Source organism: Streptomyces sp. NPDC005566, assembly GCF_040605575.1.
Classification (GTDB): domain Bacteria; phylum Actinomycetota; class Actinomycetes; order Streptomycetales; family Streptomycetaceae; genus Streptomyces.
In genome coordinates this window covers 14,472-27,612 of record NZ_JBEXDB010000019.1, presented here as the reverse complement: position 1 = coordinate 27,612, position 13,141 = coordinate 14,472, and the positions used below count along the sequence as shown (strand labels likewise).

Annotated in this window: 18 protein-coding genes and 3 tRNA genes; 8 read left to right on the top strand and 13 right to left on the bottom strand. The window is 69.4% G+C overall.

Going from position 1 to position 13,141, the window contains the following annotated elements:
- Positions 1–47: 47 nt before the first annotated feature.
- The 6 genes from ABZS61_RS27350 to ABZS61_RS27325 all read right to left on the bottom strand — a co-directional run bounded on the left by ABZS61_RS27350 (position 48) and on the right by ABZS61_RS27325 (position 2,641).
- Positions 48–1,103 carry a UDP-N-acetylmuramate dehydrogenase gene (locus ABZS61_RS27350; protein ID WP_356426653.1) on the bottom strand — a complete coding sequence of 352 codons (1,056 nt, stop codon included), beginning with the start codon at positions 1,101–1,103 and terminating at the stop codon, positions 48–50.
- 111 nt (positions 1,104–1,214) lie between these two features.
- Positions 1,215–1,643 (bottom strand): MaoC family dehydratase, encoded by a 429-nt coding sequence (locus ABZS61_RS27345; RefSeq protein ID WP_351175753.1) that lies wholly within the window; start codon positions 1,641–1,643, stop codon positions 1,215–1,217.
- A complete protein-coding gene (locus tag ABZS61_RS27340) occupies positions 1,643–2,095 on the bottom strand; it encodes a MaoC family dehydratase N-terminal domain-containing protein (protein ID WP_329208321.1) in 453 nt (150 codons plus the stop codon). Before ABZS61_RS27340 ends, ABZS61_RS27345 begins: the two co-directional genes overlap by 1 nt.
- A 102-nt stretch (positions 2,096–2,197) precedes the next feature.
- Complete coding sequence (gene rpmG / locus ABZS61_RS27335) at positions 2,198–2,362, bottom strand: 50S ribosomal protein L33 (protein WP_003956487.1); 165 nt, start codon at positions 2,360–2,362, stop codon at positions 2,198–2,200.
- Positions 2,363–2,450: 88 nt separating this feature from the next.
- Positions 2,451–2,523: transfer RNA gene (locus ABZS61_RS27330), tRNA-Met, on the bottom strand.
- Positions 2,524–2,568: 45 nt separating this feature from the next.
- Positions 2,569–2,641, bottom strand: a tRNA-Thr gene (locus ABZS61_RS27325).
- A gap of 334 nt (positions 2,642–2,975) precedes the next feature.
- Here ABZS61_RS27325 and ABZS61_RS27320 point away from each other — a divergent pair.
- Together ABZS61_RS27320 and ABZS61_RS27315 are read left to right on the top strand one after the other, a co-directional pair.
- Entirely contained in the window at positions 2,976–4,235 is a 1,260-nt protein-coding gene (locus tag ABZS61_RS27320) for a hydrolase (RefSeq protein ID WP_356426649.1), read from the top strand.
- 34 nt (positions 4,236–4,269) lie between these two features.
- Entirely contained in the window at positions 4,270–4,926 is a 657-nt protein-coding gene (locus ABZS61_RS27315; protein ID WP_356426646.1) for an SDR family oxidoreductase, read from the top strand.
- A gap of 64 nt (positions 4,927–4,990) precedes the next feature.
- Here ABZS61_RS27315 and ABZS61_RS27310 read toward each other — a convergent pair whose 3' ends face one another.
- Positions 4,991–5,824: an AraC family transcriptional regulator gene (locus ABZS61_RS27310; protein WP_356426643.1), complete on the bottom strand. Its 834-nt coding sequence runs from the start codon at positions 5,822–5,824 to the stop codon at positions 4,991–4,993.
- A gap of 48 nt (positions 5,825–5,872) precedes the next feature.
- On the opposite strand from ABZS61_RS27310, the gene ABZS61_RS27305 reads away from it, so the two are divergent.
- Entirely contained in the window at positions 5,873–6,256 is a 384-nt protein-coding gene (locus ABZS61_RS27305; protein ID WP_356426640.1) for a cupin domain-containing protein, read from the top strand.
- A 61-nt stretch (positions 6,257–6,317) separates the two neighbouring features.
- Here the strand turns inward: ABZS61_RS27305 and ABZS61_RS27300 are convergent, their stop codons facing one another.
- The gene (locus ABZS61_RS27300; protein WP_356426993.1) at positions 6,318–6,893 is read right to left on the bottom strand and encodes a histone deacetylase; all 576 of its coding nucleotides are present in this window, start codon (positions 6,891–6,893) and stop codon (positions 6,318–6,320) included.
- Positions 6,894–7,160: 267 nt separating this feature from the next.
- On the opposite strand from ABZS61_RS27300, the gene ABZS61_RS27295 reads away from it, so the two are divergent.
- Both ABZS61_RS27295 and ABZS61_RS27290 read left to right on the top strand, forming a co-directional pair.
- Positions 7,161–7,667, top strand: coding sequence for a cupin domain-containing protein (locus ABZS61_RS27295; protein WP_356426638.1), 507 nt, complete (start codon positions 7,161–7,163; stop codon positions 7,665–7,667).
- A gap of 73 nt (positions 7,668–7,740) precedes the next feature.
- The gene (locus tag ABZS61_RS27290) at positions 7,741–8,364 is read left to right on the top strand and encodes a hypothetical protein (RefSeq protein ID WP_356426635.1); all 624 of its coding nucleotides are present in this window, start codon (positions 7,741–7,743) and stop codon (positions 8,362–8,364) included.
- Positions 8,365–8,648: 284 nt separating this feature from the next.
- Here ABZS61_RS27290 and ABZS61_RS27285 read toward each other — a convergent pair.
- A tRNA-Tyr gene (locus ABZS61_RS27285) sits at positions 8,649–8,730 on the bottom strand.
- A 164-nt stretch (positions 8,731–8,894) separates the two neighbouring features.
- On the opposite strand from ABZS61_RS27285, the gene ABZS61_RS27280 reads away from it, so the two are divergent.
- From ABZS61_RS27280 to ABZS61_RS27270, 3 genes are all read left to right on the top strand, one after another.
- Complete coding sequence (locus tag ABZS61_RS27280; RefSeq protein ID WP_056796691.1) at positions 8,895–9,383, top strand: YajQ family cyclic di-GMP-binding protein; 489 nt, start codon at positions 8,895–8,897, stop codon at positions 9,381–9,383.
- Positions 9,384–9,569: 186 nt separating this feature from the next.
- Positions 9,570–10,085, top strand: coding sequence for a methylated-DNA--[protein]-cysteine S-methyltransferase (locus ABZS61_RS27275; RefSeq protein WP_356426631.1), 516 nt, complete (start codon positions 9,570–9,572; stop codon positions 10,083–10,085).
- A gap of 14 nt (positions 10,086–10,099) precedes the next feature.
- Positions 10,100–10,798: an alpha-ketoglutarate-dependent dioxygenase AlkB gene (locus ABZS61_RS27270; protein ID WP_356426628.1), complete on the top strand. Its 699-nt coding sequence runs from the start codon at positions 10,100–10,102 to the stop codon at positions 10,796–10,798.
- Between the two features lies 1 nt (position 10,799).
- Here the strand turns inward: ABZS61_RS27270 and ABZS61_RS27265 are convergent, their stop codons facing one another.
- The 4 genes from ABZS61_RS27265 to mscL form a co-directional block, all read right to left on the bottom strand.
- On the bottom strand, positions 10,800–11,072 hold the full coding sequence (locus tag ABZS61_RS27265) for a GlsB/YeaQ/YmgE family stress response membrane protein (RefSeq protein WP_351175765.1): 273 nt from the start codon (positions 11,070–11,072) through the stop codon (positions 10,800–10,802).
- Positions 11,073–11,152: 80 nt separating this feature from the next.
- The gene (locus ABZS61_RS27260; RefSeq protein WP_356426623.1) at positions 11,153–11,545 is read right to left on the bottom strand and encodes a YccF domain-containing protein; all 393 of its coding nucleotides are present in this window, start codon (positions 11,543–11,545) and stop codon (positions 11,153–11,155) included.
- Positions 11,542–12,405: a zinc metalloprotease HtpX gene (gene htpX, locus ABZS61_RS27255; RefSeq protein WP_356426620.1), complete on the bottom strand. Its 864-nt coding sequence runs from the start codon at positions 12,403–12,405 to the stop codon at positions 11,542–11,544. The genes ABZS61_RS27260 and htpX overlap by 4 nt, the downstream gene beginning before the upstream one ends.
- Before the next feature lie 256 nt (positions 12,406–12,661).
- Positions 12,662–13,126, bottom strand: coding sequence for a large conductance mechanosensitive channel protein MscL (gene mscL, locus ABZS61_RS27250; RefSeq protein WP_356426616.1), 465 nt, complete (start codon positions 13,124–13,126; stop codon positions 12,662–12,664).
- Between the last annotated feature and the right edge of the window lie 15 nt (positions 13,127–13,141).

Here is a 13,141-nt window from a genome sequence, read left to right as displayed (position 1 = left end):
GGCTCCCCGGACTCCTGCCGCAAGCCGGCCCGGCCGGGCGGCCCCGGCTACAGGCTGACGCCGACCGTCACCGGTTCGTTGACGAGCGTGACGCCGAAGGCCTCGTGGACCCCGGCGACGACCTCGCGGGCCAGGGCCAGCAGGTCCTCGGTCGTCGCGCCGCCGCGGTTGGTGAGGGCGAGCGTGTGCTTGGTGGAGATACGGGCCGGGCCCGTGCCGTAGCCCTTGGCGAAGCCCGCCTTGTCGATGAGCCAGGCGGCGGAGGTCTTCACGCGGCCCTCGCCCGCGGGGAAGGCCGGAGGCGTGACGTCCGCACCCAGTCGCTCCTCGGCGCGGGCGAGGAAGGCGGCGTATTGCGCCTCGTCGAGGATCGGGTTGGTGAAGAATGACCCTGCCGACCAGGTGTCGTGGTCCTCCGGGTCGAGGACCATGCCCTTGCCCGCCCTCAGCTTCAGGACCGTTTCGCGGGCGGCCGCGGCGGGAACGCGATCACCCTGTTCGACGCCCATGGCACGGGCTGTCTCGGGGTAGCGCAGGGGCGCGGACTGTCCGCCCGCCTCCTCCAGCTCGAACCGGACACGGAGCACGACGAAGCGGTCGGGCTCGGCCTTGAAGCGGCTGTGCCGGTACGAGAAGGCGCATGCGGCGTTCGGGACGGTGACCGTCTCCTGGGTGGACCGGTCGTAGGCGACGACCTCGGTGATGACCGAGGACACCTCCTGCCCGTAGGCGCCGACGTTCTGGATCGGCGTCGCCCCGGCGGACCCGGGGATCCCGGCGAGGCACTCGATGCCTGCCAGGCCGGCCTCGACCGTGCGGGCCACGGCGTCGGTCCAGACCTCGCCGGCCGCCAGTTCCAGCTTCGTACCCGAAAGCTCGAAGCCCTTGGTCGCGATGCGCAGGGCGGTTCCGTCGAATCCCTTGTCGCCGATGACCAGGTTGGAGCCGCCGCCGATGACCAGGAGCGGGGTGCCGCTCCCGTCGGCCTCGCGCACGGCGGCGACCACCTCGGCGTCGGTGGTGGCCGTCAGAAGGCGGCTGGCGGGGCCGCCGAGCCGGAAGGTGGTCAGGGGGGCGAGGGGGGCATCGTGGAGTTCCTGCACGGGGACAAGAGTACGGTCCGCGGTCCCACCGCTCGGGCGGGGCCACGGACCGTACGCACAGGGCCGCAGGTCGGGCTGCGACGGGAGTCCGGCGCGCGCCGGACCCGTACCTCAGGCCAGCCGGACCACGGCGCGGGACATGCCCAGCACCTTCTTGCCGTCGCTCATCGCGGTGAGGTCCACCCGCACCAGGTTGTCGTCCAGCTTCGCGCCGACCTTGCCGCTGACCTCGACGGACGCACCCGTGTCGTCGTTCGGTACGACGACCGGCTTGGTGAACCGCACCCCGTACTCGACGACCGCGCCCGGGTCACCGGTCCAGTCCGTGACCACCCGGACCGCTTCGGCCATGGTGAACATGCCGTGCGCGATCACATCCGGGAGCCCGACCTCGCGCGCGAACTTCTCGTTCCAGTGGATCGGGTTGAAGTCACCCGACGCGCCCGCGTACTGCACGAGCATCGCCCGGGTCACCGGAAACGACTGCGCCGGCAGCTCCGTACCGACCTCGACCGCCTCGTACGCAATCCTCGCCGTCATCACGCCTCCTCGGCGGCACGCGCCACCAGCTTCGTCCACGCGGTCACGACGTGCTCACCGCTCTCGTCGTGCACCTCGCCGCGGATGTCCACGATGTCGTTGCCCGCCATCGACTTGACCGCCTCGATCGTCGAGGTGACCGTCAGCCGGTCCCCCGCCCGCACTGGGCGCACGTACGCGAACTTCTGGTCGCCGTGCACCACACGGCTGTAGTCCAGGCCGAGCTGCGGATCCTGGACCACCTGCCCGGCGGCCTTGAACGTGATCGAGAAGACGAACGTGGGCGGAGCGATCACATCCGAATGACCGAGGGCCTTTGCGGCCTCGGGATCCACGTACGCAGGATTGGTGTCACCCACCGCCTCTGCGAACTCCCGGATCTTCTCCCGGCCGACCTCGTACGCCGGGGTGGGCGGATAGGTCCGCCCCACGAAGGACTGGTCGAGCGCCATGAGCTCGCTACCTCCTGATGAAAGTCGAATTGGGCGAAGTGCAACCCATACAACGACACGAGGCCGCCCCCAATGGGGACGGCCTCGTGTACGAGCCTGTTTTCAGCGCGTTTCGCGGTGCGCAGTGTGCGAGTTGCAGCGCGGGCAGTGCTTCTTCATCTCAAGACGGTCCGGGTTGTTACGCCGGTTCTTCTTGGTGATGTAGTTCCGCTCCTTGCACTCCACGCAGGCCAGCGTGATCTTCGGGCGGACGTCGGTGGCAGCCACGTGAGTGCTCCTTGGACGGACGATGGACGGATGAACGCAAAAAAGAGTAGCCGATCGAAGGACCGACCCCACAATCGGCTACCGTTAGTAGCGGTGACCGGACTTGAACCGGTGACACAGCGATTATGAGCCGCTTGCTCTACCGACTGAGCTACACCGCTTTGATGACGAGTCCCCCCGCCGAAGCGGGGTTACCCGATCACCAGAGCCCCAATGCGGAATCGAACCGCAGACCTTCTCCTTACCATGGAGACGCTCTACCGACTGAGCTATTGGGGCGAGCGAGGAAGACATTACACGGTCCCTCGCCGATCGCCCAAATCCGTTTCGTCCGCCCTCCGCCGGACCGTGATCGGCCCCCTGGCCACCCCTTTGCCGGACCCCCTGATCAGGCCCTTGATCAGGGCCTGATCAGGGCCTGACGAGGGTTGACCGGCAACGGTCCGGGGGCTGCGTCACCGCCTCGCACCGGCCTGCGGCCCGCGTGAACCCACCCGCCCCGCGCGCGCCGCCGAGCCACAGCGGTACGACTATTCGGCTCCTCCTCGAAGCGCACCGCGCACCCCCATAGGCTCGGCCCACTCTGCGTGATCTTGTCTCCCCCTGGAGTGCGATGCCCCACAGTGAGCCGCACCGGCCGGACAGCGACGCGGCGGGCCCCGGAGCCACCCCCGGCGCAGCCGCGCTGCTCCTCAGCGGCGCCCGGCTCACCGACGGGCGCACAGTGGACGTGAGGATCCGTGGGCGCCACATCGAAGCCGTGTCCGCGGCAGGCACCCTCACCGCCCACGGAACGCGCCTGGACCTGCGCGGCTACCTCCTGCTCCCCGCCCCGGCCGAACCCCACGCACACAGCGACACGGCACTCACCGCCGACAGCCCCGGCCACCCACCGCACCCCGTCGAGGACATCCGGCGCCGCACCACCGAAGCCGCCCTGATCCAGCTCAGCCAGGGCGCCACCGCCCTGCGCAGCCACGTACGCATCGGGGACGGACACGGTCTCGCGCCCCTCGAAGCCGTCCTCCGAGCCCGCCGCTCCCTGCGGGGACTCACCGAGATCGTCGCCGTCGCCGTACCCGGGCTCCTCACGGGCACCGCGGGCGCCGACAACCTCGCCGTGCTCCGCGACGCCATGGACATGGGCGCAGGCGTCATCGGTGGCCGCCCAGGCCTGGACCCCGACCCGGACGGCTACACCGAAACGGTCCTGGACCTCGCCTCCGCACACGACCGACCCGTCGACCTCCACACCGACGCCGACGACCCCGACCGGCTGGCCCGCCTCGCCGCCATGGCCCAGGGACTGCGCCCGGGCGTCACCATCGGCCCCTGCGCGGCCCTCTCCCGGCTCCCCGTCGAAGCCGCGGCCCGCACCGCCGACCGGCTCGCCGCGACCGGCGTGACGGTGGTCTGCCTCCCCCAGGGCACCTGCTCGGGCGCCGCACACCGTGGAACCCCTCCTGTACCCCTGCTGCGCTCCGCCGGGGTACGTGTCGCCGCGGGCAGCGGGGCCCTGCGGGACGCCACGAACCCCGTCGGCCGCGGTGACCCCCTGGAGGCCGCCTATCTCCTCGCCTCGCAGAACGGCCTGAGCGCCGAGCACGCGTACGACGCCGTCTCCACCGCCGCCCGGGCGGCCATGGGCCTGCCGGGCGTGCGGATCGAAGCCGGCTACCCGGCCGAACTGCTCGCCGTACGCGGAGAACGGCTCTCCGGGGTGCTCTCCCTCGCGTACAGCCGGATCGTGGTGCACCGAGGGCGCGTTGTCGCGCGGACCAGCGCGGTCCGCGAGTACTGCGACTCCGAGACCACCCCCCTCGGCCTCCCTCGCCAGGGGCGCATCGATTCCGGCCCCGGCGGCGGACCTTGAGCGCGAACGCGCGCTCCGGCGTACGGTCGTGAGCATGCGCATTGTCATTGCAGGCGGACACGGTCAGATCGCGCTGCGGCTGGAGCGGCTGCTCGCTGCGCGCGGGGACGAAGCGGTGGGCGTCATCCGCAATCCGAAACAGATCGACGACCTCCGGGCCGCAGGGGCCGAACCCGTGGTCCTCGACCTCGAATCGGCCTCCGTCGAAGAGACCGCGGAGGTCCTGCGCGGGGCGGACGCGGTGGTCTTCGCCGCCGGTGCCGGCCCGAACAGCGGCAGCGAACGCAAGGACTCGGTGGACCGCGGTGCGGCGGTGCTCTTCGCGGACGCCGCGGAACGGGCGGGAGTACGCCGCTACGTCGTCGTCTCCTCCATGGGCGCCGACCCCGACCACCCCGGCAACGAGGTGTTCGACGTCTACCTGCGCGCCAAGGGCGCCGCGGACGCCGACGTACGTTCCAGGGCCGCACTCGACTGGACGATCCTGCGCCCCGGCATGCTGACGAACGACGCGGGTACCGGACAGGTGCTGCTCACCGCCTCGACGGGCCGCGGCCCGGTCCCGCGTGACGATGTGGCAGCGGCTCTGCTGGAGCTGCTGGACACGCCCGCGACCGCGGGGCTGACCCTGGAACTGATCTCCGGGGGCGTGCCGTTGACGGTCGCGGTGAAGGACATCGCCGGGAACTGATCGCCGGTCCCGTCCCGCATCGTCCGGCCGCGTCACGGCACGTGCACCCGTGTCGGCCGGGGCATCACCGGTCGCGGCCGCGTCCTGCGACGTAGCGCCCGGGTGGAACACCCAGGTGACGTCCGAAGTGCCGGTTCAGGTGTGCCTGGTCATGGAATCCGACGGCCGCGGAGACGTCCGCGAGCCGTTGTCCGGCAAGCAGCAGCCGCCGCGCCCGCTCCACCCGCCGCCCGGTGAGGTAGGTGTGCGGCGGCAGCCCGTACGCCTGCCGGAAGCAGCGGATCAGGTGGGTGGGGTGGGCGTGCAGGAGCACGGCCGCCTCATCGAGGGTCACCCCCGTACGGAGGCGGGAGTCCAGGAGTTCGCGCAGGGCGGCGGCGAGCCGCCCCGCCTCACGGCCGGGCGTCCCTGCCCGTGGTGATGCCCCGAGGTGGGACAGAAGGCGTTCGCGGACGAAGGCCAGCCGGGACTCGGCCTCGAACACGTCACCTGCGGCATCAAGTGCATTGTGCAAGCGGTGGAGGCGCCGGTGCAGCGCCGCGTCCGCATGGACCGGGACATCCACCGCGGCCCCGGCGAGACCGATGGGCAGCACCTGGGCATCGAGGTACAGCACCCGCTTGCGAAACCCCGAGGCGTTGACCGTCCTGCCGTCGTGGGGCACTCCGGGCGGCAGCAGGATGACGGAACCGGACCCGGCGGCGCCGTGCCGCCTGCGATCGACGGCGAAGTCCACGCAGCCTTCGTCGAGGATCATCAGGTCCCACGTGTCGTGGGTGTGCACCGGGTAGGCGTGGTCGGTGAAGCTGGCGTGGAAGACCTCGGTGATCCCGGCGACCGCAGGACGCCAGGCACTGATCCGGGTCTCGGCCCGCCGGCTCGCCGTGGCGCTGCTCATGCCAGGAACGTACAAGACCGGCCGCATCCCGCAGGGCACGCTCGTGGCATGACCGACACGAACCGGCCGACCGGGGCCATCAACCTGGCGCACAAACTCTCACTGTTCAGCGACCTGTGGACACAGAAGAAGATCGCTGACCTGAACGACTACGAGGTCAAACTCGCCAAACTGAAAGGGGAGTTCGTCTGGCACAGCCACGAGGAGACCGACGAGATGTTCCTCGTCGTCGGCGGGCGCCTCACCATCCGGCTCAGGGAGACCGACGACGTCGTGCTGGGGCCGGGCGATCTGTTCGTGGTGCCGCGCGGGGTCGAGCACTGCCCGGTGGCCGAGGAGGAGACAGCCATCCTGTTGATCGAACCGGCAGGGGTTCTGAACACCGGTGACGCGGGCGGGCCGCTGACCAAGCCGGCCGAAACCCTGGATTGACGTCCTCTCCCCTCGCGAACGAGGCCGCCCTGCTCGTGAACGAGGCCGCCCTGTCGCCTCATCACTCCATCAGTTCCCGGATCGCGCGCTCGGACCAGTGGCCTGCTGCCCCTCGCGACGAGGCGACGTAGGCAGCCACCGTTGCCGTGTCCCAGGCGCCCGCTTCCAGCAGACCGGAGACGAGGAAGCGCACATAGTCGCGGGACGGTGGCACCGGGGCCACGTCGTCGGCGCTCCACGGGGCCGTGAAGGTCAGTACCGGAAGGCCCTCCAGCCGGCCCGCGCAGATCAACGTCTCGTACCTCCCGCTCCCGATCCTGGCCACGCCTGCGGTGAGCACCTCGCTGAGGTCCAGGTCCTCCCCCGGTTCCCTGTACATCTCCTGGGCGGCGATGTCCGCGAACTGCGACGCGGAGACGAGGTGGGCGCGGGCGTGGAGTCGCCCTTCGCCTTCCGGGTCGTAGAAGGCCCGTCCGCCACCCCAGACCTGCGACTCGGTAGCGAAGTAGAGGGCTCCCGCCAGCTCCACGGGAACGGATCGACTGGGCAGCCGGCGGTCTCGACACCCCGGATACGCCCTGCCGGCCCCGGGAGGCCGACCGCCCTCGATGTAGCAGGCGAGCCGGTCCAGATGCATGTTGGAGCCGTAGGAGGCGTACCAGACGCGTTGCGGCGCGGACTCCCCCACGGCCGCCGGCTCGATCCGATGCGCGCCGACCACAGTGCCTCCCTCCGGCACACCCCGTTGTCACATTGGCACACGTGCAGAAGCCCCGCCCGACCTGTGGTCGAGCAGATCGGACGGGCGCGCGAACAGCGACCGTCGCGAGTCTGTACCGATGACCGGGACGTGAGACCGGAATAGAGTGGTAAAGACCGTAGAAGCGACATTCGGGAGGCCGTTGTGAAGGCTCTCCGCTTTGTAGTCCAACCGGACGAGGGCAAGTCGATCCGGCTCGGGGGCATCGGGGTCGACTTCAGGATTTCGGCCGAGGAGACCGGCAACCAGTTCTCGATCATCGAGCATCCGATCGATCCGGGCCGTCTCGTACCGCCGCATCTGCACAGCCGTGAGGACGAGTTCTCCTACGTCCTGCAGGGGCGGGTCGGTGCACGGGTGGGCGGCCAGGAGGCCACGGCAGGTCCGGGCTCGTACATCCTCAAGCCGCGCGGGATCCTGCACACCTTCTGGAACGCCGGACCGGAACCGGCCAGGATCCTGGAAATCCTCTCACCCGCAGGCTTTGAGCAGTTCTTCGCCGAGATGGGCACGATCGCCGATACCGCGGCCGGTCCCGCAGAGTTCCTCCAACTACGCGCCGAGCTGGGCAAACGGTACGGGCTCGAGTTCTCGGACGAGTGGGTCGCCGAACTGACCGACAGGTACCGGCTCAAACTGGTCGGCGAGTAACCGCTGCGTGCTCGGTCGGCCAGGAGCCGGAAATGCGTCGCCCGCCTCATGCCGACGGAAGACAATGCCGGGCATGGGGACAGACATTCACGGCTTCATCGAGTGCCGCTGGGATCGCTGGCTGGACGAGGACGATCGCGCGTGGAACCAGGTCATCGACCTCTCGCACCTCTACAACGGGCGCGACTATGTTGCCTTCGGGTCGCTGTTCGGTGTCCGCGACACCACCTCGTTCCGCCCACTTGCCGATGACCGAGGCCTCCCTCATGACGTATCGAAAGAGGTCCTCGCCGACTTCGAGCCCTGGAGTGATGAGCTGCACAGCGAGTCCTGGATCTCCTGGGCGGAGCTGACAGCCGCCGACTGGGACGAGGTCGCGCACGAGGTCGACGGCTGCGTTCACGAGTACCGCCGGAACCCTGACGGGAGCTGGAAGATGCACGGACGCAACTCCGGCCTCACCCGCTTCGCCGAACTCTCCGGCCTCACCGAGGCCCGGCAGCTGTACTCCGCGGGCAGCGTCTACCCCGAGAACACCGAGTGGCCGGACGGCGACCGGCTCTTCCGCATCGGCCGCCTACGGCGGAAGGACGCCGTGCCCGACAGCGAATGGGGTGCCGTCTGGTCGGTCATGCGGACGCTGGCGAGTCTGCACGGCGACGAGGGGGTCCGCCTGGTCGTCTGGTTCGACAACTGACTGCATCCTGTGTCGGCTCCGGACAGGTGCACGTCAGCGAACCGTCGACGTCAGCGAGGGCGGTATCTGACCCCTCCCACCTGCCGTTGCTCCTCACCCGGGCCCCTGGAGGGCTGACACAGGAAACGTCCGGCGGATTCAGCCTCACTCCGGTCGAGTACCAGGTGCGCAGAAGACGCAACGGCGGGCAGACGGCCGGTCGACGCGGCCCACTTGCCTTGCCCACATGCAGAAACCCCGCCCGACCTGGTGTTTAAGCAGGTCGGACGGGGTTTCCCGTCCTGTGGCGGCGCCAGGGTTCGAACCTGGGTAGGCTGAGCCGGCAGATTTACAGTCTGCTCCCTTTGGCCACTCGGGCACACCGCCTGGAACGACGCGTCGGAGCCCGTCTCGGGGCTCCTTGGCGACGACGTAAACGATACCCGATGACCAGGGGTGCTCCGCCACCTGATTGATCAGTGCTCGCGGCGTGCGGGGGTGGCTAGGCTTTGTGCCGTACCCACCGCATACGACGCAAGGAGCCACACGTCATGGCCGACTCCAGTTTCGACATCGTCTCGAAGGTCGAGCGGCAGGAGGTCGACAACGCCCTCAATCAGGCCGCCAAGGAGATCTCCCAGCGTTACGACTTCAAGGGCACGGGTGCCTCGATCTCGTGGTCCGGCGAGAAGATCCTGATGGAGGCGAACGGCGAGGAGCGGGTCAAGGCGATCCTCGACATCTTCCAGTCCAAGCTGATCAAGCGCGGAATCTCGCTGAAGTCGCTGGACGCGGGAGAGCCTCAGCTCTCCGGCAAGGAGTACAAGATCTTCGCCACCATCGAGGAAGGCATCTCCCAGGAGAACGCCAAGAAGGTGGCGAAGATCATCCGCGATGAGGGTCCGAAGGGCGTCAAGGCGCTCGTCCAGGGCGACGAGCTGCGGGTCAGCTCGAAGAGCCGGGACGACCTGCAGACCGTGCAGGCGCTGATCAAGGGCAAGGACCTCGACTTCGCGGTGCAGTTCGCCAACTACCGGTAGGCGGTTCGCGGCTGTGTGCCGCGGTTCACGTGCGGGGCGGGTCGTGCCGGTCGGTGCGGGTCGCCCCGCCGTCGTATGTGATGTCCGAATACCGCCGGTCGTGGAGCGGCGCGGGTCGCAGACTCGTGGGTACGGGATGTGATCGGGCCGCTTCCGCGGTCCGCCGGGCAGGGAGTGTGACGAGACATGGCAACGGTGTACGCGAGGGTCGGCAGCCCGTTGGGTGAGCTGCTGCTGGTCGGCGAGGAGCGGGCCGGTACGGCGGACGGTGTGGCGCTGGTGTCGCTGTCCCTGCCCGGCCAGAAAGGTGCCGCGGTCGTGGAGGACGGATGGCGGCATGCGCCGGAGCTGTTCGGTGGTGCCGCCGGGCAGTTGGCGGCCTACTTCGAGGGGCGGCTGACCCGGTTCGACATTCCGTACGCGGACGGTGCCGGTACGGAGTTCCAGCGGCGGGTGTGGAAGGCCCTGGATGCCATTCCGTACGGGGTGACGGTGTCGTACGGGCAGATCGCGGAGCAGGTGGGGTCCGCGGGGGCCGGGGTGCGGGCCGTCGGGACGGCCATCGGGCGCAATCCGCTGCTGGTCGTGCGGCCGTGTCACCGGGTGATCGGTGCGGACGGGGCCTTGCGGGGCTATGCGGGCGGTGTGGAGCGCAAGGAACAGCTGCTGGGGCTGGAGGGTGCCCTGGCGGTGGGGCGCTGAGGGCGGCGGGCCGGGTGGTGCCGGACGGTGTTCCGCCGTCGCAGGACGGACTGTTCCCGAGGCCGCGCAGGGAGGTAGCTCCGGGGGCGGTGCATGTTCCGGGGTGGTTGTCGCCCGAGCGGCAGCGGGAGTTGGTGGCGGCGTGCCGGGAGTGGGCGCGGGGGCCCGTGCCGTTGCGGCGCACGGTGCTGCCTGGTGGTGGCGTGATGTCGGTGCGGACGGTGTGCCTGGGGTGGCACTGGCAGCCGTACCGGTACGCGCGTACGGCGGACGACGTGAACGGGGCGCGGGTCGCGGCGTTCCCGCGGTGGCTGGTGGAGTTGGGGCGGGCGGCCGTGGCGGAGGCGTACGGGGATGCGGGGCGGGCCCTGGCGTACGCGCCGGATGCGGCGTTGGTCAATTTCTATGACGGCGCGGCAAGCATGGGGATGCATCAGGACAGGGAGGAGCGGTCCGACGCTCCTGTGGTGTCGCTGAGTCTCGGCGATTCGTGTGTGTTCCGCTTCGGGAACACGGAGGACCGGGGGCGTCCCTATACGGATGTGGAGCTGGTCTCGGGTGACCTGTTCGTGTTCGGTGGCCCGTCGCGCTACGCGTTCCACGGGGTGCCGCGGGTGTTCGAGCGGTCGGCCGGTCCCGCGTCGGGGATGCGGGCCGGCCGGCTCAATCTGACGTTGCGCGAGACCGGGTTGGGCGAGCGGCAGGCGACGTAGCTCAGCGGCGGTCGCGCGAGTTGCCGAACAGCAGCCGGTAGGCGATGAGCAGCACGAGGGACCCGGCGACGGCGGCGATCCATGTCGCGGTGTCGTAGAAGTCCGTGCTGATGGGGCGGTCCAGGAAGCGGGAGGAGAGCCAGCCGCCGAGGAACGCACCCACGATCCCTATGAGGGTGGTGCCGATGATGCCGCCGGGGTCCCGGCCGGGGAGCAGGAGCTTGGCTATGGCGCCGGCCAGGAGCCCGAGGATGATCCAACTGATGATGCTCATGTTCGCGAACCTACCCGTCACATCGTCGTACAAGCCAGGACGGATGTGGGGTGGGTGCGGTTGCGGCTCGGGGCGTCGGGCTACCTCGAGGCGAAGGGCTGGTCGGTACGGACGATCTCCTTGCCGAAGGGCATCAGGGACACCGGGATGAGCTTGAAGTTCGCGATGCCCAGGGGAATGCCGATGAGCGTGATGCACAGGGCGATGCCGGTGAAGATGTGGCCGAGCGCGAGCCACCAGCCGGCCAGAACGACCCAGAGGACGTTCCCGATCATCGAGCCGCCTCCGGCGTCGTGGCGGTCGACGACGGTGTAGCCGAAGGGCCAGAGGGCGTAGATGCCGATGCGGAACGCGGCCAGGCCGAAGGGGATGCCGATGATCGTGATGCAGAGCAGGAGTCCTGCGGCGATGTAGCCGAGGAACATCCAGAAGCCGCACAGGACCAGCCATATGACGTTCAGGATTGTGTTCACGGTCGATAACCTGCCATCTGCTCGAGTCGGGCGATGCGTTCCGCCATGGGCGGGTGGGTGGAGAACATCTTGGACGTGCCCTGGCCGGGTCGGAACGGGTTCGCGATCATCATGTGACTCGCCGTTTCGATCCTGGGTTCGGGCGGCAGCGGAAGCTGTTTGGTGCCGGCGTCGAGCTTGCGCAGGGCGCTGGCGAGGGCCAGTGGGTCGCCGGTGAGCTGGGCTCCGGAGGCGTCCGCCTCGTATTCACGGGAGCGGCTCACGGCGAGCTGGATGACGGTGGCGGCGAGCGGGCCGAGGATCATGATCAGGAGCATGCCGACGATGCCGGGGCCTTCGTCGTCGTTGGACCGGCCCACGGGGATCAGCCACGCGAAGTTGACCAGGAACATGACGACGGAGGCCAGGGCGCCCGCGACCGACGAGATGAGGATGTCGCGGTTGTAGACGTGGCTGAGTTCGTGGCCGAGGACGCCGCGCAGCTCGCGTTCGTCGAGGATCTGGAGGATGCCCTCGGTGCAGCAGACCGCGGCGTTGCGCGGGTTGCGGCCGGTGGCGAAGGCGTTGGGTGCCTGGGTCGGGGAGATGTAGAGCCGGGGCATGGGCTGCCGGGCGGCGGTCGAGAGCTCACGGACCGTGCGGTACAGCTGCGGTGCTTCGAACTCGCTGACGGGCCGGGCACGCATCGCCCGCAGCGCCAGCTTGTCGCTGTTCCAGTACGCGTAGGCGTTGGTGGCGAGCGCGACGAGGAGCGCCACGATCAGACCGATGCGTCCGAAGAGGCTGCCGATGACGATGATGAGTGCGGACAGGCCCCCGAGGAGTACGGCGGTCTTCAGCCCGTTGTGCCGGCGGTGCACGGTACGCCCTCCAAGTGGTGCAGCAGGGGAACCCTTGCTCGGTGGTGCTCCACTCCCCAGTGGAGCCTCCCGTACTGGTCAACGCGAGGCGAGGAAAGCTAGTTCCCTTGTGCGTGGGGCCACAGGCACAGGCCGAAGGGGCGGATCCTGGTGGATCCGCCCCTGGGCCGTACGGGTGGTGGCGGCCCGGCGGGTTGCCGAAGTGCTGCCACTGTGCTTCCGCTGCTGCCCTGCCTTGCGGAGGGCTCGGCGCGGGTCAGCGCTGTGCGGGGAGGCCGGCGAGTGCGCGTGCCTCGGAGTCCGGCTCGACGTCGCTCGTGCAGTGGGCGCAGCGGCTCGCGACGGCGGGGATCTCGGTGAAGCAGCGGGGACAGTCGCGGAGGGCGGCCTTGATGTCGGCTTTCGCTTCCACCGCCTTGGCCGTGAAGCGGTTCTGGACCTTGGCCATGGGGACGACGACGAGGAAGTAGAGGACTGCGGCGGTGATGAGGAAGGCGATGGCGGCGCTGATGAAGAGGCCGTAGGGGAACTCCGTGCCTTCGACGGTGAACACCGCCTTGCTGAAGTCACCGGTTCCGCGGGTGAAGAGCCCGATGAGCGGCAAGATGAAAGCGTTGCTGAAGCCCGTGACCACGGCGGTGAACGCGGCTCCGACGGCGAGGCCGATGGCCATGGAGATGACGTTCCCGCGCAGGATGAAGTCCTTGAACCCGTTCAGCACCGCTTTGGCTCCTCT